The following is a 21116-nucleotide window of genomic DNA, read 5'->3' as shown; positions in this document are numbered from 1 at the left end:
GCTATGCAAGAAGCAACCCTCACCTGCCCCCACTGCCAACACGCAGGAAAGCACGAACTGCATCCGTTTTTGGATCTGAACAAGCATCCCAAGCAGAAGCTGGCCATACTCACGGACTCTCTCTTTACCGTGAACTGCCCATCATGCGCAAAACAGTTCACCGTTCTGCATGAACTGCTGGTCGTCGATGAGAAACAACACATCGGCCTTCTTCTGGCTCCCCAATCGGAAGTACGGGAACTGGATGGGGATGGTATCGGCAGGCAAGGATTGCAATCCTACACCCTGCGCTTGGTCTCAACAGCTGCAGGCTTGAAGGAAAAAATCCTGCTGCTGGACAGCAACCTTGACGACCGAACCATCGAGCTGTGCAAGCTCTATCTGACCATGTATCTACAAAAGCCGGATGCCCAGCTCTATTTTGCCGAATATCAGACGCAAACAGACAAGCTGCTCTTCTCTGTTCTTGACGGCAATGGAGCTTTGGAGGGCTCGATCGAGTGTGAGGATGAGTTGTATGAACAGCTGCTCCAGACTGCACAACAGTTTCCCATAAAACCGGGGTTCTTCACTGCAGTCGATCAGAGATGGGCGTACGAGCACATCAGAAACAGCGCTGACCGGTAACCTTTTTACACGTGTCGCACTGGTAGCAGATCTCATGCTCCATCACATCTCCTGAGGCGAAGGATTGTATGCTGCCCAACGTGGTCTGGGCGATATTATGCAGTGCTTCCTTGGTCAGGAAAGCCTGGTGGCTGGTCACCAGCACGTTGGGCATGGAGATGAGGAGCATCAGCACATCGTCATCGAGAATGGTGGTGCTTCGATCCTCATAGAAGACCTCGCCTTCCTCCTCGTAGACATCCAGCGCCGCCGCCCCGATCTTCTTGCTTTTGATACCTTCCAGCAAAGCCTGGCTCTCCACAAGGGCGCCTCTGGAGGTGTTGATCAGAACAACGCCGTCCTTCATCAGGGAGATGGTGTTGCGATTGATGAGGTGGAACGACTGTTCAGTCAGCGGGCAATGCAGGCTGATGATGTCCGACTGCCTGCAAAGCTCCTCAAAACTACAGTAGGTCACCTCGAGCTTCGGATCCGGATAAGGGTCGTAGGCAAGCACATGCATCCCGAACCCTTTGCAGATATCGATGAACACCTTTCCAATTTTTCCCGTACCCACCACCCCGATGGTTTTCCCATGAAGGTCGAATCCGACCAAACCATTGAGACTGAAATTGAATTCACGGGTCCGTACATAACTGTGATGGGTTTGTCGTACCACGCTCAACAGCAGTGCCATCGCGTGCTCTGCTACAGCATAGGGCGAGTAAGCCGGAACCCTGACGATGTGGATTTTCCCGAAGGCTGCCTTGAAATCGATATTGTTGTATCCGGCGCAACGCATGGCCAGCAGACGTACCCCGCCCTCATACAACTCGTTGATCACAGCTTCGGTGATGGTATCGTTGACAAAAGCGCACGCAACCTCATAGCCTGCTGCCAGGGAAGCGGTGCGTTCGTTCAGTTTTGATTCGAAATAGGTTATTTCTACGCCATATTCACCAGATAACCGGTCAAACCAGACCTTGTCATACGGCTTGGTGTCAAAAAATGCAACGCGTGTCACTGGCGGTACTCCTTGTACTAAATGACGACTTCTTCCAGAACGTCGATCAGGAGTTGGTAATCTCCATCAATGGCGCTGATATCGGCTTCCAACAGTCGATCGGCATCGACGAGTGACCAATCAATATCGTACCCGGCATTCATGGTGAGTTGATAGAAAAACAGTCGCGCAGCCCTTCCATTCCCATCCCTGAAGGGATGCAACGCCTCAACCTCTCCCATATAGAAAGCAAGGTCGTTGATGAAGGTTTCACGGTCGAGACCGACGAGGTACCGGTCCTTTCTGAGACGGGTGAAAATATCCTCTGCAGCGCTGTCGATGTACTCCGGACTGCAGAATACGGTTCGTTTTGCAGCAACGGTTGTGCGGCTCATTCCAGCTGAAGGATAGACATCGCCGAACATCCGTTCATGAATTGACTTGAGGTAGTCGAAGTCATAGGTGTTCTGCACAGTCTCTGTCAGCATTTCAGCTGTGCGGATGTTTGCCATGTATGCCTCCACCCTTCTGAGCTTGGCCCTCTCCTTGATGGAAAAATAGTTGACCAATGAGGAAGTATGAGGATAGAAGGACAGTTCATCTTGGGAAGGTACATATTCTGTAGAAAGAGAATGGCTGTCAATGTAGGCCTGAATCAGCTCGTCTGCATTCGCATCCCCTTCAAGCACACCGCGTATCGCTTGCTCCTCTTCTTCGGAAAACTCAAAACCTTCTGCTTCATGATTGAACTTGATATAGTCGATGCATGCTTGCACTCGGCCTGCTTTCATAAAAACACTAACCATCCTTTTACCTGTACCAGGCAAGTGATGCAGATGATCTCACACCTGCAAAAACAAGAAACTGTTATACCAACTTATTCTATGATAGCCATACCAAAGAAGTGAGGTCAAGGCACTGTGAGAAAAAAGAGCCCATCACTGGGCTCTTTTCTATGATGAATGAGCAACCCTGTCAGAAGGAGAAGCCCATATAGACGGTTCCTTCCGCAAATTCAGGTGCACTCGAAAGATCCCCTTCACTGAGGATGAATCCATACTTGCCGCTTACACCCATGCTGAAGCTCTTGTTGAACTTGTACTCAAGGGCTGCCTTTGCAAAGGCGCCATAGAGCATCTTGTCAGCTGTCAAGGACGGACCATAGGTGAAGAACCCGCCGACTCCAAGGTCGAAGGCTACCTTGCCGAACTCCATGTTCAGCATCGGTGCGACCGAGATGGTCAAGGCATGGTCAAGATTGCCGAATGCAGTAGCAAAATCGAATTTGAAGACGTCCTGGACTGCAGTGCGCCAACCATAGGTGGATACCTTGTAGGGCGAATACATCAAATCGACATCAACACCCAAACCCAGAGACTTATTGAAGGTCATCAGGTTGTTCAACTGCAGACCGACTCCGGCTTGGAGGTTAAACCTGCCGTAGGAAGGAAGTGCAGGATCTTGCCAATTGAGTGTTCCACCCAGACTGATGGTGGTGTAGTACCTGCTCTCGTCTTTAGCCTTGGGCGGTTCTACTGGCTCGACAGGGGCGGCAACCGGTTCAGGCTGGGCCGCAACCACTGCTTCGGGTGCCGGTTCAACCGGCTCGGCTGCTTGTTCAGCAACTATGACCGGCTCTTCTGCAATCGGAGCAATCTCTTCGCTCGCAATCACCTCTTCGGTTACGGGAACTACTTCTTCAGCCACTGCAACCACTTCTTCGGTTACAGGTGCAATTTCCTCGGCAACAGGAATAATCTCTTCTTCAACAGGAAGCGCAATCTCCTGTGTAGATGCCACCACCGGCATCTCTTCCGCTACAGGTGCGGCTGTTTCAGGCTCAGCAACAACAACCGGTTCTTCGGCAATGACGGGCATCTCCTCGATTGCAGGGAACATCGGCTCGGCTACAGAGATTGCACTGTCACTGAAATGGATGCCGTCGTAGGACTGCTGCAGATACAGAGTGTGTGCGAGGGTCCCATCCAAACCACGTTCGGTATGGCTTGTGACAGATGAATCGACAACTGTCCATTTGTCATCGTCCTCGCCGTTGACCTGATACCTGAATGTCGTGACCATCGGATCTTCAAGCAACCACTCCCAGGTCACTACAACAGGGACAGCGAACAATACGGCAGGTAACAAGACCAAAGCTGCCAACAAAGCGATGAATTTCATTCTCATAATGCATAACTCCTATACATAGCCCAAAACAAGGCGAACATCAAATTCTTGTCTGCGGTCGTTATATCCATCATACACTTCTCATCAGATTATAACAAGCAAATGTGCTTGGTGTCACTCCAAATCTCGATCTATTGTCATACCTTTTGGATATCGATAGGCTGGTCGGTATGAACACAATTACCTCTATTGCAGTATTCTGTGGAAGCAGCGAAGGGACCAAATCCATCTACCGGGAAACGGCCAGGGCATTGGGATTGGCGATGTATACAAGGCAGACCACGCTTATATATGGAGGTGGAAACCGAGGCCTCATGGGCATTGTTGCAGAGAGCCTTCACAGCCAAGGAGGCAGAGTAATCGGAGTAATTCCCGAAGCGTTGCACCGCAGTGACATTTGCCGGCATTCAGTCGAAGAACAGTTGATTGTGGTCCAGACAATGCATGAACGCAAGGCAACCATGTACAAACTTGCTGATGCATTCGTGGCATTGCCCGGAGGCATCGGCACCTTCGAAGAGATATTGGAAGTCTACACATGGCTGCAATTGGGCTACCACACAAAACCGGTTGCCCTGCTCAACACAGCCGGGTTCTACGACTGTCTGCTCGCATTTCTTCAGCACAGTGTACAGGAAGGCTTTCTCAAGCCCGATCATCTTAAGGCCCTCATTGTGGAGTCGGACATCGAAAAACTCTTTGAGAGGCTCACACTCTTTGAAAGCAGGCTCAGTGACAAGCTGTAGAAAAACCAGCAGAGAAGGACTATGCTTATTCCATGACCAAACGCCATTATCATATGCTGGAACTCTTCTACATCACGACAGGGTCGTTTCTCACGGCCTTGGGAATCGCTCTCTTCTCTTCTCCGGCAAAAATCGCCAGTGGAGGGGTAAGTGGTATCGCCATCATCCTGTACCACACCATCAAGCTGGATACCGGCCTATCCATTTTCATCCTCTCTGTTCCCCTCTTTCTCCTTGGAGTGGCCATCTTTGGCAAGCAATACGGGATCAAATCCTTGGCAGGAACCATATTGCTCTCCCTTTTCACCTCCCTCATCAATGCATGGGCGGGGTATGACGGGGTTCTGGACTACTCCAATCCCCTTTCCATTCTGCTCTCGGCGATTTCGGGCGGTGTCTTGATGGGGTTGGGCGTAGGCCTCGTCTTGCGCAGCGGCGCCAACACCGGGGGAACCGACATCCTGGCACAGATAGTGGCACGATTCACGCCGCTGTCCACAGGCACCTCCTTATTCCTCGTCGATGCCTTCATCATCGCCGCAAGCGCCTTCATATTCTCACTGGAAATGGCACTCTATGCTATGATCACCGTCTACATCGTCGGAGTGACCATCGACAAGGTCGTGCTTTCCTTCGGCACCCGTTCGGCAAAAACCGTGTTCATCATCAGCGACAAGCACAAGGAAATCGAACAAGAAATCCTCAAGGAGTTGGGACATGGCGGAACGATTCTCTACGGCAGCGGCATGTATACCGGTTTCGACCGTCCGGTCATCATGACTGTGGTATCCAACAACAAACTCGGGGCGCTGACCAATATCGTCCACCGACACGACAAGTATGCCTTCATGATAGTCCAGGAAGCATACAAAGTCCTCGGTGAGGGGTTCACCCCCATCGAGGAAGCTGCTTGGGCCGGACTTTCCGATGTGACGCAAAAGCAGAAAAAACAGCCTTGATCAATACTTCCAAAGCTTCTCAGGATAGTAGCCGCTTCGGATTTTCTTGGCCAACTGCTCCTTCACGTTCTCCCGGTCCTCGCTATAGGTCATACCAAACCAGCTCTCCTGGGTGGTATAGAAGCGAATCTTTCCCTCATTCTTCGTGACGATGTTGCTGGCCCCGTTGGGCAGGTAGCACTCTGCTTTCTCATCACGAATATTTTTCTGGATGAAAGCATCCCAATATGAGGAAAAGCTCTCGAAGGCGGAAGGGGCGAACCCGAAGAAGTTCATGGAAACCCACTCCTTGCCGGTCAAGTGGAGATCACCGCTCTCCCGATGGCTCACCACCTGTTCGCCCACATACCCGATCTTCGTATGTTCCTCCATATCGATCAGGTATCCATCCTTCACATTGCAGATGGCCCGACTGACCGTCCCGCTCCTGCTCATCGTATGATCGAGCACATACCCAACCATGGCATGCTCGCGGCTGCCCTGCTCCAGCGAACCAAGATGCTGGGCAAGGATGAAGAAGGATTCCCGTCCATAGTAGTCATCTGCATTGATGACGGCAAACGGCTCCTTGATTGCATCCTTGGCACAGAGGACAGCGTGAATGGTACCCCAAGGCTTCTTGCGGTTGCAAGAAAGCTGCTTCTGCTCTTCAGTAAGCAAGGAATCCTTGTTCTGAAAAAGATAGGAAGCATCCATATTCTGTGCAATCCGGTCGAACAGACGCTCGCGGAAATCCTTTTCGATGTCCTTGCGAATCATGAAAATCACTTTCTCGAAACCGCTTTTCTTTGCGTCGTATACCCCGAAATCGAGAAGGGTTTCCCCATGGGCACCCACGCTGTCTATCTGTTTGATCCCGCCGTAGCGGCTACCCATACCGGCTGCCAATACCAATAGTGTCGGTTTCATCTACCTCTCCTCTTCTAGTTATACAATCATTCTAATCCTGCATGTTCGCCTAGTCAAACGAACAAAGTATGGAAAAACCATAAACCATGGAGTATGCTACGCACATGAATAATCAAGCATGGTATTCCCAAGTCATCAGTTTCTGCCACTCGTCGGCTCATTGCAAAGAGTGTCCGTTCTACTTGCTCAACGACAAAGACGAGCAATTCATCGATTCAGTACACCCGTGCTTTGCCAGCAAGGAAACCTTGGTTGCCTTGGAGACCTGGCTTGCTGAAAGCAGAGAGGAAGCAAGTTGTCGTGAAACTGAGCATGAAGATGACAATCAGTGGTTGAAAGACCTGTTGAAAGTGCAGTTCCATGAGGATGACGACGAAGACGATTTCTTTTCCGACGAGGAGTTTATCTAGAGTACTTCGATACTGAGTTGGATGGCGGCCGAATACCATCCGGTTGCATACAAGTCGGGATCAAAATCAGGAATCTCCGCCAGAATTTCACCGCTCTCATAGAGAATCGCCTGATTGTTGCCATACACGCCGCGTACCCCGAGATCTTTTTCCATCGCCTGGCGGCCGGAGACACTCACAGAGCCGGAGATACCGCTGCTGACGCGGACAGTAAAAGGAATCACGGAGAGTTGGCTTGGGAGCAAGGGCTCGTTTTGATCCAAGACGAATGCAAATTGGTCCTGATCGCCAAATTCACCCGGACGGATTGCCATGCGAAATTGAGAAACCGCATTATTGGAAACCAACGTGTAGGAACCTACCTGTACAATGCTGTTTCTGCTCTCTGCAAGATTGAAATTCAAGGCAGCCAGGTTTTGCTGAACCCGAAAAATCTCCTGGACGGGCATCTGGCCGCGCACCTCGACATTGGTGAACGGCAAAGGTGAAGCAATGAGGGGAAATGCACAAAAGACCGATGCTGCAATAAACAGGAATGCTCGCTGTATTGATTTCTTCAATCTGTGTTCCTTCATACTGATTCCCTTCTAAAGAGAAGTGTAATTAGAGAAGAAACAAGTGTCAAGAGTTGAGGATGTTGAAATTGTCCAGAACAAAGACTCACAAGTAAATAAAATATATTTTACTATACTATATTGTTTTATCTATGTCTTCTCTCGTGTCATAGGATTTCCTGCTTCTCCCCTTGACACAGCCAAGCTCTCTGCCGTACGATGACAGAGCTTTGGGCCCGTAGCTCAGCTGGATAGAGCGTCTCCCTCCGGAGGAGAAGGTCGTGAGTTCGAACCCCGCCGGGCTCAATAAATCAGGAAGTCATGAAATTCATGGCTTCCTTTTCTTATAGTCCACCACAACCCTGCATCGGATATCCCTGCTGCTGGAACCAATTCGCAATTCGTACTGCCCCTCATCACTGACAAACTTCCATGCATCGAGATCCCAGTGCTCGAAAGCCGTTTCGTCCACTGCAAAATGGACCTCTTTTCTCTCCCGGCTCTGAAGGAACACTTTGCAAAAGCCTTTCAACTCTTGGGTGGGACGGAATATCACAGGATCCAAAGGATGGACATAGAGTTGGACAACCTCAGCAGCAGGACAGCGGCCTGTATTGGTAATCGTTACCACAAGGTCCCACCGCCCTTCTTCCAACTCCTTCACACCCGCCAAGTCATAGGAGAAGGAACTATAGCTCAAACCGTGGCCGAAACAATACAAGGGTTCGGGCCCTTCTGTATCGAACTGGCGATACCCTGTCATCAAGGCTTCGGTATAGCAGAGCTTCTGCACCTCCCGAACCTTAGGATTGCCCTGCCCCTTCTTGATCCGATTGATGGTTACGGTATCAAAATTCTTGGGATAGGATCGCATTGCACGATACTCATGCAAATATCGAGCCTGGGTAAACGGAAGTTTCCCGCTCGGGCTTACCTGGCCGAACAGCAAGGCCTTGAGGGCTTGGGCTGTTGAAGATCCCAGAAACGAAGTGTACAAAATAGCCGCCACACCATCCTGCCAGCTCTCCATCTCGACAGCAGAGCCGCTCTGTACGACTACGATGGTCCGCTTGTTCAGCCGAACGGCAGTTTTGATGGCCTTCAAATCGACTGCATTCAACGCCCACGGCCGGTCGTATGCCTCACTCTCTTCAATGTGGTCAAATCCCACCACCAACACCACGGCATTGCTGCTGCGAACTCGTTGCTTGAGATGCGAATGCTTGAACCAACGCCCTGGAAGCAAGAAGGATCCCTCCTTCTGCATCAGCTCTGCAAATGTCAGGGGTGCGGTTTCCAATTGGACCATCGATGATCCACCGCCTTGGGCGACCGTATATGCATTGGTCCCTCCAATGCAAATTCTCGATGAAGGCGAAAGTGGGAGGGCTTGCTCTTCGTTCTTCAAGAGCACCGGGGCACCCAGTGCGGCGTTCAGCGCAACAGCCCGGCTCTCCTGGGTACCGGCTCGGCATGCCGGATCGGCCATCGGAGCGGAGAACAGGCCTGCTTTCTCGTAGGAGGTGAGCAGATGCAGAACTTTCGCATCGATATCCTCTTGGGTGGCGGCCCTCCTTGCCAAGGCATCCAGAACCAGTTCACGGGTAAAGTATCTGCCTTTCGGCATCTCCAAGTCCACCCCGTTTTTCAATGCTCCATCGGTGCTGTACAACGAATTCCAATCACTGACAACCAAACCATCGAACCCCCATTCTTCTCTCAAAATCGATTCGATCAAATAGGGGTGTTCGCTGCTATAGATGCCGTTCACTTGATTGTAGCTCGTCATAAGGCCCAGACTGCCCGCCTCCAAAGCCTTCTTGAAGGCAGGCAGATAGAGCTCCCTGAGGCTGCGCTCATCCACTTCAGAGTTGGATTTATGACGGTCATATTCGCTATTATTGCAGGCAAAATGCTTTACAGTGGTAATCACCGGATAGGTACGGACCCCTCTGATATAGCTTGCGGCCATCTCCCCGGCCAGGTACGGGTCTTCGCCAAAGTACTCGAAGTTCCTTCCACAGACAGGAACGCGGGCGATGTTCACACCCGGGCCGAGCAACACCCCGACTCCGAGGGCACGGCACTCATGACCCATCACCCGCCCTACCTGGTACAGCAAGTCATTGTCAAACGTGGATGCAAGGGCAATGGCGGCGGGAAAGTCCGTTACCGGAGTCTTCCACCCCCTGAGTCCGATGGTGGCGTCGCTGGTCCAAACCGGCTTAAGACCCAACCGTTCGATACCCGGAATACAGAACTCATCACGACCGGACAGAAGAGAAATCTTCTCCTCAAGCGTCATCTCTGAGAGAAGCTGCTTTGCCATCGATGCTTCCTCTCCGTCAGGCACCACCAATTGCATTGGTTGATGGTCCAATGTAAAGGACCTGTTTTCCAACAACTGCATCATCCGCTTTTGTATGACTCTCTTGAATGCCTTCTGGAACCAACGTACCGACACAGCCGCCCCCTTGGGGTAATTGTAGCACGACAAGCCTTGCCTTCCCATGGAAAAACTCGGTACTGTAAGGGCATGAGCATACGAGTACTCTTTTTAGGCGAAATTGTCGGCAAAGCGGGCATCAAGACTGTCAAGGATGCACTACGACCTTTGCGGATGGAACGCGAGATTGATTTGGTAATCGCCAACGGCGAAGGAGCCACCAACGGGTTCGGTCTGGGCCGCGCCCACAGCATGCAGCTTCTCAAACTTGGAATAGATGTGATCACCGGTGGAGAAAAAATATACTACAAGATGGACATGGTGGAGTTCATCGATAAGAACCCCTCCATTTTGCGACCTGCCAACTACCCGCAGCAGAATCCAGGACGCGGAGTCCGCTATCTGACGGTCAATGACCGGAAGGTCTGCGTAATCAATATATTGGGAAATGCAGATTTCCCCAGAACCCACCTCTCCAACGCGTTTAGTCTTGCCCAGATTCTGGTGGACAAGGCGAAGGAAGACCAAGCCTTGGCATTGGTTCAGTTCCATGCATCCCCGACAGCCGAAAAACTGTCGATGGGCTTCATGCTCGATGGCAAGGCAAGTGCCGTCATCGGTACGCATACCAAGGTTCTCAGCGCCGACGCAGCCATCCTCAAAGGGGGGACCGCCTATATTTCCGACAATGGCCGCTGCGGCAGCCAACTGAGTGTAGGAGGGTTTGACAGCAAGGTGGAGATCGAGAAACATATCACCCAGGTTCCCACCCGAAGCCAGGAGTGCTGGGACGACCTTGCCCTTGTCGGCGTTCTGGTGGATATTGCTGATGACGGCAAAGCAACCGCCATTGAAACCATTCGAGTTGCCGTTGAAAGCAAGGAGGAACAAGCATGTATGAAATAGTCACCGTTACAAAAATACTCTCACCTGAAATGCTGGAAGTCGCTTGTACCAGCTCGGCATGCAACGGTTGTAAAGGTGAAGCCTTCTGCAATACCAAAGGCAAGCGGTTTGAAGCATGGAATAAACCCCGTCTGGCAGTCCAGGCCGGTCAGGCGGTCCGGATTTACCTCAAGCCGTCCAGAACCATAGCGGGGACGCTTATAACGCTCATTTTCCCCTTGGCCCTCTTCCCTGTCGGCTACTATCTCTCGCAGATGGCGGGCTTTTCCGAAGGCGGCTCCTTTTTGGTGGCACTCGCCTCCATCGGATTGGGATTTCTCTTTGTCTGGTTCTATTTTCGGACTTCACAGAAACGCTACCTCCCGATTGTGGAGCAAATCCTCTCAGAAGAGAGCCAAGATTGAGATTGCCCAAAGGCTTGGGCACCGGTATACTCAAGGTATGAGCAGAAAGTATCGTCTTGGCATGATTCTTGCATCTTTTTTCTTTGTTGCCTGTTCCCTCTCCCCTGAACAGGCGGCGATGGTACGTTCAGTTGAACTGCCGGATCTTGCCTTGACCAACGCAACCTATGTGCTGAACAGGGGTGAGGACCATCCCATTTCCATCCTTGCCGGTCATATTGCTCTCTATGACAAGTCACACAAGGCGGAGGCTGCCTCGATTACCTTCACCCAGAACGATGCTCAAGGCAATGTGGTTCTGAGAGGCTCTGCCTCTGCGGCAAACGTCGACCTGCAATCCTACGACGCACAGTTGCATGGCTCTGTCACGATTGAGAAAATCAAGGAACAATTGTTCATCGAAGCTGATCGACTGCAATGGCTGCATGAGGAGGAAATACTGATAAGCGAGGACCAGACTGAAGTAGTGATCACCTATGAAGGGAACAAAAAAGTACGCGGTACCGGTCTCAGAGTTGAGCTTGCAACTTCCCAAGTTTCATTCGATGAGGTGATCGAAGGAGTGGTACTCCCATGAAGCGATGGTTTGCCCTGGCCTGCATTCTTCTCGTTACGGTCACCCTGTCGGCAGAGGAAATCACCTTTTCCGGTGGAAGCACCCGTATGAGCATGCAGCAAGGAAACCAAACCATCACACTCGGCGGGGGAGCCCGGATTACCAGTGGATCGGTCCAGCTGTATGCCGACCAGATAACTCTTTCGGGCAACAATTTTCGGTATGTTGCATGTACAAAATCCGTCCGGCTCGTCGATGCCGAGCGGGGTGTAAAGGTCCTTGCCCAAAACCTCTTTTTTGACCGCGACGAGCAGATGATCCTCATCGATGGGTTTGTCGAGCTGGATGATGCTGTCAATGAGGTGCATGCTACTGCTTTCATGCTGCAGTTCTCGCTTCAAGAGGGCGAAGTGCTGCTTCAGGTCGATGTCCGCCTCTTCAAGCATACCGAAAGCGGGGCGATGGCTTGTACAGCCGATGTGATGAGGTTTGACCGTACAAACCAGGACCTTGAACTGAAGGGAAAGGCAACCATCGACTGGGCGGGCGACCGCTATGAAGCCGAAAGGATCACCGTCGATCTCGAAACCGAGGAAATTGCCATGGATGGCTCCATAAAGGGGGTGGTCAATGGCTGACAACTTCACCAGCGTCCTTGAAGTGCGGAACCTTGCAAAGGCCTATGGCAAAAAGGAAGTGGTCAAGGATATCTCCTTCTCCATGCAATCGGGGCAGATAATCGGCCTGCTCGGTCCCAATGGTGCAGGAAAGACTACGACGTTCTACATGATCGTGGGATTCTTGAAGGCAAAGACGGGAACCATCCTCCTCAATGGGGAGGACATTACCGAACTGCCGATGTACCAGCGCTCCAAGCGGGGTCTCTCATATCTGCCCCAGGAACCTTCGATTTTCCGCAAGCTCAGTGTCGAAGACAATATCCGTCTTGTCGCCCAAACCAGGCGGGACCTTACAAAAAGCCAGCAGGAAGATCGTGTTGAGGAGCTGCTGGTCGAGTTCGGCATCGAGAATGTACGCAGGCAAAAGGGCTACACCCTCAGCGGCGGGGAACGAAGAAGGACCGAAATTGCCCGTGCTTTGGCATCCAATCCACAATTTCTGCTGCTCGACGAACCCTTTGCCGGCATCGACCCGAAGGCGGTGTATGAGATCAAGGTCCTTATCCGCATCCTTGCAGGCAGGGGAATCGGGGTATTGCTGACCGATCACAATGTTCGCGATACGCTATCCATCACAAGCTGCAGTTACATCATCAATGCAGGCACCATTCTTGTCTCTGGAGGCAGGGACGAGTTGCTCTCCAATCAAATTGCACGTGACATCTACTTCGGCCAAGAATTCGGGGAGGAATCCTGATGGAATTTTCACCAAATCTTTCACTCTCCCAGAAACAGCAACTTAAACTCAGCCCCCAACTGCTCCAGTCCTTCGAGCTGATGGCGCTGCCCTTGGCTGAGCTGCAACAAAAAATCAAGAGCGAGATTGAATCGAATCCTGCACTCGAATTGCCGTCAAGCTGGGAAGTCTCCTATGAGCGGTATGCCCAGCAAAGCCAGCAGAAGGAATCAGGTAGAATCGATGACACCTACTCCGATTCCTCCAGCTACGGCAGCGACTTCGCAGGGTATGACTATGAGGCGAGCGACCGTCAGCAGAAGTTCATGGAAAACGCCCTCTCCGAGGAGGAAACGCTGCAAGAGCACCTGCTCAGTCAGCTGGGCTGCGAAACGCTCAGTGAAGAGGAGTATGTCGTCGGACAAATCCTGATCACCAACATCGATGCCAACGGTTTCTTTCTTGAGGACCCCCGGGATATCCTGACTTCACAGCAGGCAACGCACCTTGAAAAGCTTCTGAAGATCATTCATCAGTTTGATCCAGCCGGAGTCGGGGTGAAGGATTGGAAGGAATCCCTGATTCTCCAAGCCACGCTCAAAGGGCTCAAGGATGGAGACTTGCTGCATTTCAAGGCTCTGGTCAATGACAACCTTGAACTGATGCGGGCAAACAAACAGTGTCAGGTGGCGAAGAACCTGGGAATTGATGAACAGGAACTCGATGCCCTGTACTCCTTTCTCAAAACGCTCACCCCGTTTCCAGGCCAGGGGTTTGCCAGCGGACCACAGCAGTATATCATCCCCGACGTCAGCATCAAAGCAGAGGACGGGGAGCTGGTGCTGCGCATGAACAACTCTTCGCTCCCGGACCTCAGGGTCAGTACTGAATTCGAATCCCTGGCAGAGGAACTTGTCAATACCGAAGAGGCGAAAAAGGCCCAGCAGTACATCCAGAATCAACTCAAGAGTGCAAATTCCCTGATTTTCCAGATTCAGGTAAGAAACCAAACCTTGTACCGTCTGGCCCAGGTTTTATTGGTCCAGCAACGGGATTTCTTCCTCTTCGGTCCCCAGTACATCAAGCCGTTGACCCAAAAAGAGGTTGCGGCTGAAATCGGGGTGCATGAAACGACGGTGAGCAGAATATCAACTGCAAAATGGATAGACACCGATTGGGGCATCATTCCAGTCAAGAAGCTCTTCAGCAATGCTGTAGGCGAAGAAGGATCCGAGCTTTCCAAACAGGCGGTGAAAGAGACAATCCGGCAGATTCTTGAAGAGCATCAGGGACAAAAAGCTCTGTCAGACCAAAAGATTTCCGATATCCTCAAGGAGCGCGGCATTTCAGTGGCGCGTCGTACGGTGGCGAAGTACCGTAATGAACTGAATATCGATCCCTCTTTCATACGAGGGACCAACTAACATGAAAGGAGCGCTTTCGCGCTCCTCTCCTATACATAGTTCGTCAGGTCAATCTAGTGTTCCTTGATTTTACTTTTCTCCTTTCGAGCTGTGGCTTCGATTTTGTCAGTCAATAATTCGATGCCTTCATACAGCTCATAGCAGTCATAGCTGACCATCTTGATGGTGCCCCAAGAGAAATGGAGTTTTGCGTCCAAATGGAACCCCTGACCTTCGGTTTCTCGTGTCATCACGATATCCAGGTCATGGAGATACCCTTCGGCAAATTGCAGCTTCTGGAGCTTCTTGTCCAAAAACTCACGGGTTTCATCACTTGGGTTGTAACGGATGCCTCTGACAGTCAAATTCATAAGCCCTCCTTTGACTATGGTCATACTCCAAGGATAAGGCTTGGGAGGCCAATCGTCAATGGACAAATGAAAATAACGAATTTCCTCTACCAATGAAAGTTTTTATCTATTTTTATTATAAGTATTTAAATATTTCCTTGAGAACTATTTAAATCCTAGCATTTTACTAGTATCAAGAATTTGTACTTGCGAAAGAGCATCAACAATTGTATAGTAAAAAAGTACTTGCACGAAGCACTGAAGAGGAGTACGACATGCCTGATTTTACTGTTCTGGACCTATTGGACTTGGACCTGAAAGAACATAACCACCTACGATTGAGTTGCATGGCAGGAAGAACCGGCCTTTCAAAAAAAATAACCACGAGCAAAATCAGTCGTCCCGGTCTTCCTCTCTCCGGATTTTTTGAAGAATTCAGCAACAATTCCATCCAGGTGCTTGGCCGGGGGGAACAGGTATACTTGGAAAAATTGGAGCGTGAGCTCAACTTTGCAAGCATTGAAAAACTCTTCAGCTACGATATCCCTTGCTTTGTATTCTGTGATGACGGACATCCAAGTGCAAAACTCATAGAACTTGCAGAAGAAACAGGAACTGCAATCTTGAAGACCATCCTGGTCTCCTCCGACTTCTCAAGACGTCTCTACCAAACCCTTGACGAGGTTTTCGCCCCCACCCAAACCATCCATGGGGTGTTCGTGGAGGTCTACGGCATCGGTGTCCTGATCACCGGAGAGAGCGGGGTCGGCAAGAGCGAAACCGCCTTGGAGCTCATCGAACGCGGGCATCGCTTGATCAGCGACGATACGGTGAAGCTGAGAAACATCAGTGACAACTACCTCATCGGCATGGGGGAGAATCCCCTGCTGGCCCACCATATGGAAATCAGGGGCCTGGGCATCATCAATTTGGCAAACCTTTACGGTGTCGGAGCAATCCGTGACCGAAAGCAGGTGCAGCTGGCGATTCATCTTGAGCCATGGGATGCAAAGAAGAACTACGACCGGGTCGGGGAGTCCACCTTGGAGGATACGTACCTCGGCATCTCCATTCCCAAGGTAATTATTCCTGTGAAGCCGGGAAGGAACATCCCGGTCATCATCGAAACTGCTGCACGAAACGAGCGTCTTAAGAAACTCGGATATTACTCTGCCAAGGAGTTCGATCAAAGTGTTCTCAAATGGCTCGAGAGTGAATCAGCACGGAAGATGTACTATATCAACGAGGAGACATTTTGATGGTCACCAGGGAACTGAAAGTTTTCAACAGGGCGGGCATTCATGCCAGGCCGGCTGCTTCGATTGTCAAATTGGCAAACAAGTATGAGAGCGAGCTCTACCTGGAGAAGGAAAACATGAAAATCAATGGAAAGTCCATTATGGGCATCATCACCCTGGGGGCAACCCATCAAAGCACCATTGTCATGACCTGTATAGGTCCGGACGAACAGCAAATGGCCGATGCCATACAAACGTTGTTCGAGAACAGGTTCGAGGAGTAAGAAATGCGCGAGCTAACCCAAAGGCAGAAGGATGTCGCATCATTCATAAGCGCCTTCATCAAGCAAAACAACTATGCCCCCTCGGTCAGGGATATTGCCGATAACTTCAAATTCTCAGTCAAGGCGGCACACGACCATCTGAAGGCACTCGAGGCCAAGCAGGTCATCAAGACGACCGGGGGGATTTCTCGGTCGATCGAGGTGATCGGGCAGGAATTCTTCCCCCGCGAGGAGTTGATCCAGATACCTGTCATCGGCTCCATCGCCGCCGGAAAACCTCTGATGAGCGAAGAGAATACCGAGTATATGCTCAACCTGCCTGCAACCATGCTCAGAAACGTCCGCAACACCTATTTTGCATTGAAGATCCGTGGGGAGAGCATGATCGAGGAAGGAATCTACGACGGCGACATAGCCATCATCAAGAAGTGCGAGGTTGCTGACACCGGAGAAATCGTAGCGGCCACCGTTGGCGAGGACGGGGGTGGGATAACATTGAAGGCATACTACCCTTCCAGCGAGTATATCGAGTTACGGCCTGCCAACTCCTCCATGGGACCGATCATCACCCGGTCCTGCAAGATCCACGGCAAGCTCCACTTGTTGATCCGTACCTACGCATGAGTGAACGAGCCTATCTGCTCCTCGGCCCTGAAGCCGGGGCGAAAGAACAAGAGCTGAAGGATATCCGTGCCCGCCTTCGCAACGAATACGGCAACGAGATCGAACTCGCACGATTCTATCCGTTTGAGACCGAGAACGGGGAGATGTTCACGGTCCTGAACAATAATTCCCTGTTCAGCGACTACCGCCTCGTCATACTCGGCCAAGCAGAGAGTGCCAGCGCCTCCCTGGTCCAAGCCATCACCGACTATCTGACCCACCCGGTCGATACCGCTACGTTGGTCATCATCTCCAGTGAACTGTCGGTTTCGCAGAAAATCATGAAACTGATACCCAAGCAGAACACCAAAATCTTCTACGACCTCTTGGAAACCCAGAAGGCGGATTGGATCCGAAATCATTTCAGACGGATGGGGCTCTCCATAACAAGTGATGCCGTGGACTTGCTGATGGACCTGACCGAGGACAACACCCAGGAGCTGAGGACCATCTGCAACCAGTTGGGACTCTTTTGGCAGATTGGTGCGAAAGGAAGGCCGATCGGCGAGGAGGATGTACAAACCTACATCCACCACAGCCGGCAGGAGGATGCCTTCACCCTGTTCCCCCTGATCGCCCGCTGCGACTTGAAACAGAGCCTGAAAGCCCTCTCGGCGATGCTTGGGAGTGGAGACAGCCAAACCCCGATCCTGTTGGTCAGCGGCCTGCTTTGGCAATTCAGGCGCCTGCTCTCGATTGCAGAAGAGATGAGCTTGGGGAGTTCGGAGTCTGAAGCCTTCGCAAAGGCAACGGTGCAAGGCAAGCCTTCGGCCATCCGTAAGCCAAAAGACAAGTCAACCTACCATGATGCTGTCCAAGCCTACGACATCGCCTCAGTGCGACGCATTATCACCGCCTTGGCCGAAGCGGACATCCAAGTCAAGGAAGCCAGTACGGAGTTGACTCCCTTGATTTTGGAACGCCTGCTCTACCGCATCATCAAGGGCAAGGGACAAGCACTCCACCAAGCCTCATTTGCCTCATTCTAGAGCGTCAGCTGTTTGAGCAACCGCTGGGCAACGGCCAGGGGAAGGGAAGCTTCAGAGGCCAGTTCTTCGGCTGTCTTTGTCAGTAAAACCTCAAGGCTCCCGTACTGTTTCATCAGCTGCTCGCTGCGCTTCTTTCCTATTCCCTGAACCGATTCAAGAACCCGGAAGGATGCTTCCTTGCTGCGGGCGGCTTGGTTGGCACTGGTTGCAAACCGGTGGCACTCATCCCGCACCGCCATCACCAAACGCAAGGCCTCATGATCCTCGGGAAGTTGGAGATCCTGTCGGTCGTCATCAAATACGATGGTCTCATACTCCTCGGCAAGTCCGATGATGGGAATTTCAAACATTCCCAAGTCATCCAATACCTGCCGGGCTGCATTGACCTGCCCCTTGCCTCCATCGATGATCAGAAGGTCGGGTCGTACAAGGTTTTCATTGAGGATTTTTGTATACCTTCGGGCAACCGCCTCCCGGATGGATTCGTAGTCATCAATCTTCCCTTCCAGGCTCTTTATGTTGTACCTGCGATAGTTGGGCTTGTCAGGGTTTCCATCCCGAAATGAGATAAGGGATGCTACGGTGTACTTGCCTGAGAGGTGGGCGATGTCAAAACCTTCAATCAATGAAGGCGGGGCATTGAGACCAAGCACTTCGGCAAGGTCATCGAGGGCTTTTGTATTGTCCCTGCTCTTCAGCCGCTTTTCCACATCCCTGACAGCGTTCTCTCTTGCCATACGCAAAATGCGGAAGTGCTTTCCATCCAGTGGAAGAGAGACTTCCAGCCTGCCTCCCAGCTGCTCGCTGAAGTAGCGCCTGATGAGGTTCACATCGATTTCATGGGAGACATAGAGAAACTGCGGCAGTTTCAAGCCATCGGCATAGTATTGCACCAAGAAGTTGAGCAACGTTTCCGTCTCATCACCGAACGTCTCGGCACGGTAGAGTGCGCGGCCGATCAGCTGGCCGCTGCGCATCTGCATGAGACTGATGGTACACAAGGGACCACGCATCTCGATTGCTGCATAATCGCGGCTCTCCTGGGTGAAGTCCTGTACCTGCTGGCCGGTCTCCACCGCCTTGATGGCGGCTATCTGATCGCGCTTGACGGCCGCTTCCTCAAAATTCAACGCTTTGCTGGCACGTTGCATCTCCTCTTCCAGGCTTGCAAGGAGCGCTTCGGTTTTCCCTTCCAACAGGTTTTTCACTGCGGCGATGGATTTGTTGTACTCCTCTACGGAAACAAGACCTGCACAGGGACCGAGACATAAACCGATATGGTAGTACAGGCATGGCTTGTCGCGCTTTTTCAGCGGGGTGCCACAGCGTCGGAGTGGAAAAAGTTTAGCAATGAGATCGAGGTAAAGGTCAAGCTTGCCGGCATCGGGATACGGACCGTAGTAGGAAGAGCCGTCATCGATGAACCTTCTGGTCTTGAAAACCTTGGGGAAAGGCTCATTGGTGATGCGGATGATCGGATAGCTCTTGCCGTCCTTCAGCGAGATATTGTATCGGGGCGAGTACTTCTTGATCAGGTTGTTTTCCAGCACCAATGCCTCATACTCATTTCCGGTTATGATGTGCTCGATGCAGGCGATTTTCGAAACCAAGGCAGCCGTTTTGGGGCTCCTGTTGGCAAGGAAGTAGCTGGTAACCCGCTTGCGCAGGTCCTTGGCCTTGCCTACATAGATGATGGTCTCCTTGCTGTCCCGCATCAGGTAGACGCCGCTGCTATGAGGTAGTTCCTTGGCCTGCTGGGAGGGTTCCAAAGACTCGGCGACACTACTTCCGAAGCTCTCGATCTCGCTCTCCGTCTGATACACGGCCTGCTCTTTGGGTTTCTTCTTCATACAGGTAAGAGCATAGCCGGCCCCCCTTGTTTTGGCAATCCACACCCGATACAATACCGGCCATGGAACACCCCCTCTTTGCATCCCTGCCATACTCCGAGCAAACCTATCTTGCCGACCTCGACAGCCGTTACCACTTTTCTTTCCAGCAGCAGCGACAGCTGGTAGAGTCCTGTGCAGACCTGGCCATGTGGAAACTCGGACCGATGAGAGGATGGATCGATGAGCAAACCGTACAGCACCTGGATGGCAAGCAACGATCACAGGCTTTGCTGGCCGATCACCACAAGCGCATGCAAGCTGAACGGACAAAACCGACTTCCTACAGCGATTTCCACCCAACAGAGCGCCTGCCGGACAAATACCGGAGCCTTTTTGTCTCCTCAAACACCCTGATGGGACGGTGTCCCTGTCCTGTGGAAGGGGAAAAGACCCGCTGCTGCAACCTCAAGACCCTCGATGTGGTACAACAATGTGCCTTCGGCTGCAGTTACTGTTCCATCCAATCCTTCTACAACAGTCATGAGATCAAGGTGGTCCAGAACCTGAAGCAAAGGCTTGGGGAGTTGGTTCTCCAGGATGATTGCTGGCATATCGGAACAGGACAGAGCAGCGACTCCCTGCTTTGGGGGAATGACTATGGAACACTCGAGGCGCTGGCCCTTCTCGCAGAGCGCCATCCCTCACTCATCATCGAGTTGAAAACCAAGAGTCATCGCAGTGACTATTTGCAACTCAAGCTGCCTCTGAACCTCATCTCCACCTGGTCGCTCAATGCTCCGACCATCATAGAGAAGGAGGAGCATCTCACCGCGACGCTCCAGCAGCGGCTCGACGCGGCCAAGCGTGCCCGTGATGCGGGGAGAATCATCGGCTTTCATCTCCACCCCATGGTCTATTTCGAAGGGTGGCAGGAGGAGTACGGGGCCTTGATTGAACAAGTAACCACCTCCTTCCGTCCCGGGGAGCTGATGATGGTCTCCTTGGGAACCCTCACTTTTACCAAAGCGGTCCTGCGCACACTGCGCTCAGCTCTGCATGAGACGCGGGTGACTGATATGGAGCTCACCCTTAGCGCCGGAAAGTACACGTACCCGTTGGAGGTGAAAGAGCAGATGTTCAGCTTTGCCTACAGCCAATTTCCTGCCTCTTGGAAGCAAGGCTCCCCGTTTTTCTATCTGTGCATGGAGGACCCAGGTCTGTGGGAGCCTGTATTCGGGTACAGCTATGAGGACGACAAGGCTTTTGAAGAGGCGATGAAAACCTCCTATCGGGCATGCCTGGGGCGCCACAGGAC

General features: G+C 51.8%; 23 protein-coding genes and 1 tRNA gene. 16 read left to right on the top strand and 8 right to left on the bottom strand.

Annotated elements, in window-relative coordinates:
- The first annotated feature begins 3 nt into the window (after positions 1 to 3).
- Positions 4 to 627: a CpXC domain-containing protein gene (locus B3K89_RS09615; protein WP_293894364.1), complete on the top strand. Its 624-nt coding sequence runs from the start codon at positions 4 to 6 to the stop codon at positions 625 to 627.
- Here B3K89_RS09615 and B3K89_RS09610 read toward each other — a convergent pair.
- From B3K89_RS09610 to B3K89_RS09600, 3 genes are all read right to left on the bottom strand, one after another.
- A complete protein-coding gene (locus B3K89_RS09610) occupies positions 605 to 1630 on the bottom strand; it encodes a 2-hydroxyacid dehydrogenase (RefSeq protein ID WP_293894361.1) in 1026 nt (341 codons plus the stop codon). The two genes, B3K89_RS09615 and B3K89_RS09610, sit on opposite strands and share 23 nt — an antisense overlap.
- A 17-nt stretch (positions 1631 to 1647) precedes the next feature.
- Complete coding sequence (locus B3K89_RS09605) at positions 1648 to 2400, bottom strand: Fic/DOC family protein (RefSeq protein WP_293894358.1); 753 nt, start codon at positions 2398 to 2400, stop codon at positions 1648 to 1650.
- Between the two features lie 184 nt (positions 2401 to 2584).
- Positions 2585 to 3796, bottom strand: coding sequence for a hypothetical protein (locus B3K89_RS09600; protein WP_345907335.1), 1212 nt, complete (start codon positions 3794 to 3796; stop codon positions 2585 to 2587).
- Between the two features lie 170 nt (positions 3797 to 3966).
- Here B3K89_RS09600 and B3K89_RS09595 point away from each other — a divergent pair, with 170 nt between their 5' ends.
- Together B3K89_RS09595 and B3K89_RS09590 are read left to right on the top strand one after the other, a co-directional pair.
- A complete protein-coding gene (locus B3K89_RS09595; RefSeq protein WP_293891231.1) occupies positions 3967 to 4542 on the top strand; it encodes a TIGR00730 family Rossman fold protein in 576 nt (191 codons plus the stop codon).
- A gap of 32 nt (positions 4543 to 4574) precedes the next feature.
- Positions 4575 to 5501, top strand: coding sequence for a YitT family protein (locus B3K89_RS09590; RefSeq protein WP_293891234.1), 927 nt, complete (start codon positions 4575 to 4577; stop codon positions 5499 to 5501).
- On the opposite strand, the gene B3K89_RS09585 is transcribed toward B3K89_RS09590, so the two are convergent.
- On the bottom strand, positions 5502 to 6410 hold the full coding sequence (locus tag B3K89_RS09585) for a nucleotidyltransferase family protein (protein WP_293891237.1): 909 nt from the start codon (positions 6408 to 6410) through the stop codon (positions 5502 to 5504).
- 104 nt (positions 6411 to 6514) lie between these two features.
- Between B3K89_RS09585 and B3K89_RS09580 the strand changes: the two genes are divergently transcribed.
- Positions 6515 to 6820: a hypothetical protein gene (locus B3K89_RS09580; protein ID WP_293891240.1), complete on the top strand. Its 306-nt coding sequence runs from the start codon at positions 6515 to 6517 to the stop codon at positions 6818 to 6820.
- Here the strand turns inward: B3K89_RS09580 and B3K89_RS09575 are convergent.
- Complete coding sequence (locus B3K89_RS09575; protein ID WP_293891243.1) at positions 6817 to 7395, bottom strand: hypothetical protein; 579 nt, start codon at positions 7393 to 7395, stop codon at positions 6817 to 6819. The two genes, B3K89_RS09580 and B3K89_RS09575, sit on opposite strands and share 4 nt — an antisense overlap.
- Positions 7396 to 7606: 211 nt before the next feature.
- On the opposite strand from B3K89_RS09575, the gene B3K89_RS09570 reads away from it, so the two are divergent.
- Positions 7607 to 7680, top strand: a tRNA-Arg gene (locus B3K89_RS09570).
- Positions 7681 to 7702: 22 nt separating this feature from the next.
- On the opposite strand, the gene B3K89_RS09565 is transcribed toward B3K89_RS09570, so the two are convergent.
- Positions 7703 to 9886, bottom strand: a complete 2184-nt coding sequence (locus B3K89_RS09565; protein ID WP_345907334.1) for a beta-glucosidase — start codon at positions 9884 to 9886, stop codon at positions 7703 to 7705.
- Positions 9887 to 9910: 24 nt separating this feature from the next.
- Here B3K89_RS09565 and B3K89_RS09560 point away from each other — a divergent pair, with 24 nt between their 5' ends.
- Genes B3K89_RS09560 through rpoN form a run of 6 tightly spaced genes read left to right on the top strand, consistent with a single transcriptional unit; the run spans position 9911 to position 14466 of the window.
- On the top strand, positions 9911 to 10726 hold the full coding sequence (locus tag B3K89_RS09560) for a TIGR00282 family metallophosphoesterase (RefSeq protein ID WP_293891249.1): 816 nt from the start codon (positions 9911 to 9913) through the stop codon (positions 10724 to 10726).
- The gene (locus B3K89_RS09555) at positions 10714 to 11130 is read left to right on the top strand and encodes a SoxR reducing system RseC family protein (RefSeq protein ID WP_345907333.1); all 417 of its coding nucleotides are present in this window, start codon (positions 10714 to 10716) and stop codon (positions 11128 to 11130) included. The genes B3K89_RS09560 and B3K89_RS09555 overlap by 13 nt, the downstream gene beginning before the upstream one ends.
- Before the next feature lie 37 nt (positions 11131 to 11167).
- Positions 11168 to 11707, top strand: a complete 540-nt coding sequence (locus B3K89_RS09550; protein ID WP_298503019.1) for an LPS export ABC transporter periplasmic protein LptC — start codon at positions 11168 to 11170, stop codon at positions 11705 to 11707.
- Complete coding sequence (locus B3K89_RS09545) at positions 11704 to 12324, top strand: hypothetical protein (RefSeq protein ID WP_345907332.1); 621 nt, start codon at positions 11704 to 11706, stop codon at positions 12322 to 12324. The genes B3K89_RS09550 and B3K89_RS09545 overlap by 4 nt, the downstream gene beginning before the upstream one ends.
- The gene (gene lptB / locus B3K89_RS09540; protein ID WP_293891261.1) at positions 12317 to 13063 is read left to right on the top strand and encodes an LPS export ABC transporter ATP-binding protein; all 747 of its coding nucleotides are present in this window, start codon (positions 12317 to 12319) and stop codon (positions 13061 to 13063) included. The genes B3K89_RS09545 and lptB overlap by 8 nt, the downstream gene beginning before the upstream one ends.
- Positions 13063 to 14466, top strand: coding sequence for an RNA polymerase factor sigma-54 (gene rpoN, locus B3K89_RS09535; RefSeq protein WP_293891264.1), 1404 nt, complete (start codon positions 13063 to 13065; stop codon positions 14464 to 14466). The genes lptB and rpoN overlap by 1 nt, the downstream gene beginning before the upstream one ends.
- A gap of 53 nt (positions 14467 to 14519) precedes the next feature.
- Here the strand turns inward: rpoN and B3K89_RS09530 are convergent, their stop codons facing one another.
- A complete protein-coding gene (locus B3K89_RS09530) occupies positions 14520 to 14840 on the bottom strand; it encodes an HPF/RaiA family ribosome-associated protein (protein ID WP_244773910.1) in 321 nt (106 codons plus the stop codon).
- Positions 14841 to 15070: 230 nt separating this feature from the next.
- Here B3K89_RS09530 and hprK point away from each other — a divergent pair, with 230 nt between their 5' ends.
- From hprK to holA, 4 genes are read left to right on the top strand one after another with little or no spacing between them, the layout of a single operon-like run.
- Positions 15071 to 16054, top strand: a complete 984-nt coding sequence (hprK, locus tag B3K89_RS09525; RefSeq protein WP_293891275.1) for an HPr(Ser) kinase/phosphatase — start codon at positions 15071 to 15073, stop codon at positions 16052 to 16054.
- Complete coding sequence (locus B3K89_RS09520; RefSeq protein WP_293891278.1) at positions 16054 to 16317, top strand: HPr family phosphocarrier protein; 264 nt, start codon at positions 16054 to 16056, stop codon at positions 16315 to 16317. The genes hprK and B3K89_RS09520 overlap by 1 nt, the downstream gene beginning before the upstream one ends.
- Before the next feature lie 3 nt (positions 16318 to 16320).
- A complete protein-coding gene (gene lexA / locus B3K89_RS09515; protein WP_293891281.1) occupies positions 16321 to 16941 on the top strand; it encodes a transcriptional repressor LexA in 621 nt (206 codons plus the stop codon).
- The gene (holA, locus tag B3K89_RS09510; RefSeq protein WP_293891284.1) at positions 16938 to 17969 is read left to right on the top strand and encodes a DNA polymerase III subunit delta; all 1032 of its coding nucleotides are present in this window, start codon (positions 16938 to 16940) and stop codon (positions 17967 to 17969) included. The genes lexA and holA overlap by 4 nt, the downstream gene beginning before the upstream one ends.
- Here holA and uvrC read toward each other — a convergent pair.
- Positions 17966 to 19819, bottom strand: a complete 1854-nt coding sequence (gene uvrC, locus B3K89_RS09505) for an excinuclease ABC subunit UvrC (protein ID WP_293891287.1) — start codon at positions 19817 to 19819, stop codon at positions 17966 to 17968. The two genes, holA and uvrC, sit on opposite strands and share 4 nt — an antisense overlap.
- Before the next feature lie 62 nt (positions 19820 to 19881).
- Between uvrC and B3K89_RS09500 the strand changes: the two genes are divergently transcribed.
- On the top strand, positions 19882 to 21116 hold a 1235-nt coding region (locus B3K89_RS09500; RefSeq protein ID WP_293891290.1), incomplete at its 3' end, for an SPL family radical SAM protein.

The organism is Sphaerochaeta sp. UBA5849 (assembly GCA_002432715.1).
GTDB lineage: Bacteria > Spirochaetota > Spirochaetia > Sphaerochaetales > Sphaerochaetaceae > Sphaerochaeta.
The sequence above is the reverse complement of the archived record's forward strand: the minus strand, read 5'-3'. Positions and strand labels throughout refer to the sequence as shown.

Coding starts and splice junctions, on each gene's coding strand:
- B3K89_RS09575 (WP_293891243.1), bottom strand. CDS start 7,395: ATGAAGGAACACAGATTGAAGAAATCAATACAGCGAGCATTCCTGTTT.
- uvrC (WP_293891287.1), bottom strand. CDS start 19,819: ATGAAGAAGAAACCCAAAGAGCAGGCCGTGTATCAGACGGAGAGCGAG.
- B3K89_RS09520 (WP_293891278.1), top strand. CDS start 16,054: ATGGTCACCAGGGAACTGAAAGTTTTCAACAGGGCGGGCATTCATGCC.
- B3K89_RS09590 (WP_293891234.1), top strand. CDS start 4,575: ATGACCAAACGCCATTATCATATGCTGGAACTCTTCTACATCACGACA.
- B3K89_RS09605 (WP_293894358.1), bottom strand. CDS start 2,400: ATGAAAGCAGGCCGAGTGCAAGCATGCATCGACTATATCAAGTTCAAT.
- lexA (WP_293891281.1), top strand. CDS start 16,321: ATGCGCGAGCTAACCCAAAGGCAGAAGGATGTCGCATCATTCATAAGC.
- B3K89_RS09585 (WP_293891237.1), bottom strand. CDS start 6,410: ATGAAACCGACACTATTGGTATTGGCAGCCGGTATGGGTAGCCGCTAC.
- holA (WP_293891284.1), top strand. CDS start 16,938: ATGAGTGAACGAGCCTATCTGCTCCTCGGCCCTGAAGCCGGGGCGAAA.
- B3K89_RS09550 (WP_298503019.1), top strand. CDS start 11,168: ATGAGCAGAAAGTATCGTCTTGGCATGATTCTTGCATCTTTTTTCTTT.
- B3K89_RS09600 (WP_345907335.1), bottom strand. CDS start 3,796: ATGAGAATGAAATTCATCGCTTTGTTGGCAGCTTTGGTCTTGTTACCT.
- hprK (WP_293891275.1), top strand. CDS start 15,071: ATGCCTGATTTTACTGTTCTGGACCTATTGGACTTGGACCTGAAAGAA.
- B3K89_RS09595 (WP_293891231.1), top strand. CDS start 3,967: ATGAACACAATTACCTCTATTGCAGTATTCTGTGGAAGCAGCGAAGGG.
- B3K89_RS09555 (WP_345907333.1), top strand. CDS start 10,714: ATGTATGAAATAGTCACCGTTACAAAAATACTCTCACCTGAAATGCTG.
- B3K89_RS09545 (WP_345907332.1), top strand. CDS start 11,704: ATGAAGCGATGGTTTGCCCTGGCCTGCATTCTTCTCGTTACGGTCACC.
- B3K89_RS09565 (WP_345907334.1), bottom strand. CDS start 9,886: ATGGGAAGGCAAGGCTTGTCGTGCTACAATTACCCCAAGGGGGCGGCT.
- B3K89_RS09580 (WP_293891240.1), top strand. CDS start 6,515: ATGAATAATCAAGCATGGTATTCCCAAGTCATCAGTTTCTGCCACTCG.
- lptB (WP_293891261.1), top strand. CDS start 12,317: ATGGCTGACAACTTCACCAGCGTCCTTGAAGTGCGGAACCTTGCAAAG.
- B3K89_RS09615 (WP_293894364.1), top strand. CDS start 4: ATGCAAGAAGCAACCCTCACCTGCCCCCACTGCCAACACGCAGGAAAG.
- B3K89_RS09560 (WP_293891249.1), top strand. CDS start 9,911: ATGAGCATACGAGTACTCTTTTTAGGCGAAATTGTCGGCAAAGCGGGC.
- B3K89_RS09530 (WP_244773910.1), bottom strand. CDS start 14,840: ATGACCATAGTCAAAGGAGGGCTTATGAATTTGACTGTCAGAGGCATC.
- rpoN (WP_293891264.1), top strand. CDS start 13,063: ATGGAATTTTCACCAAATCTTTCACTCTCCCAGAAACAGCAACTTAAA.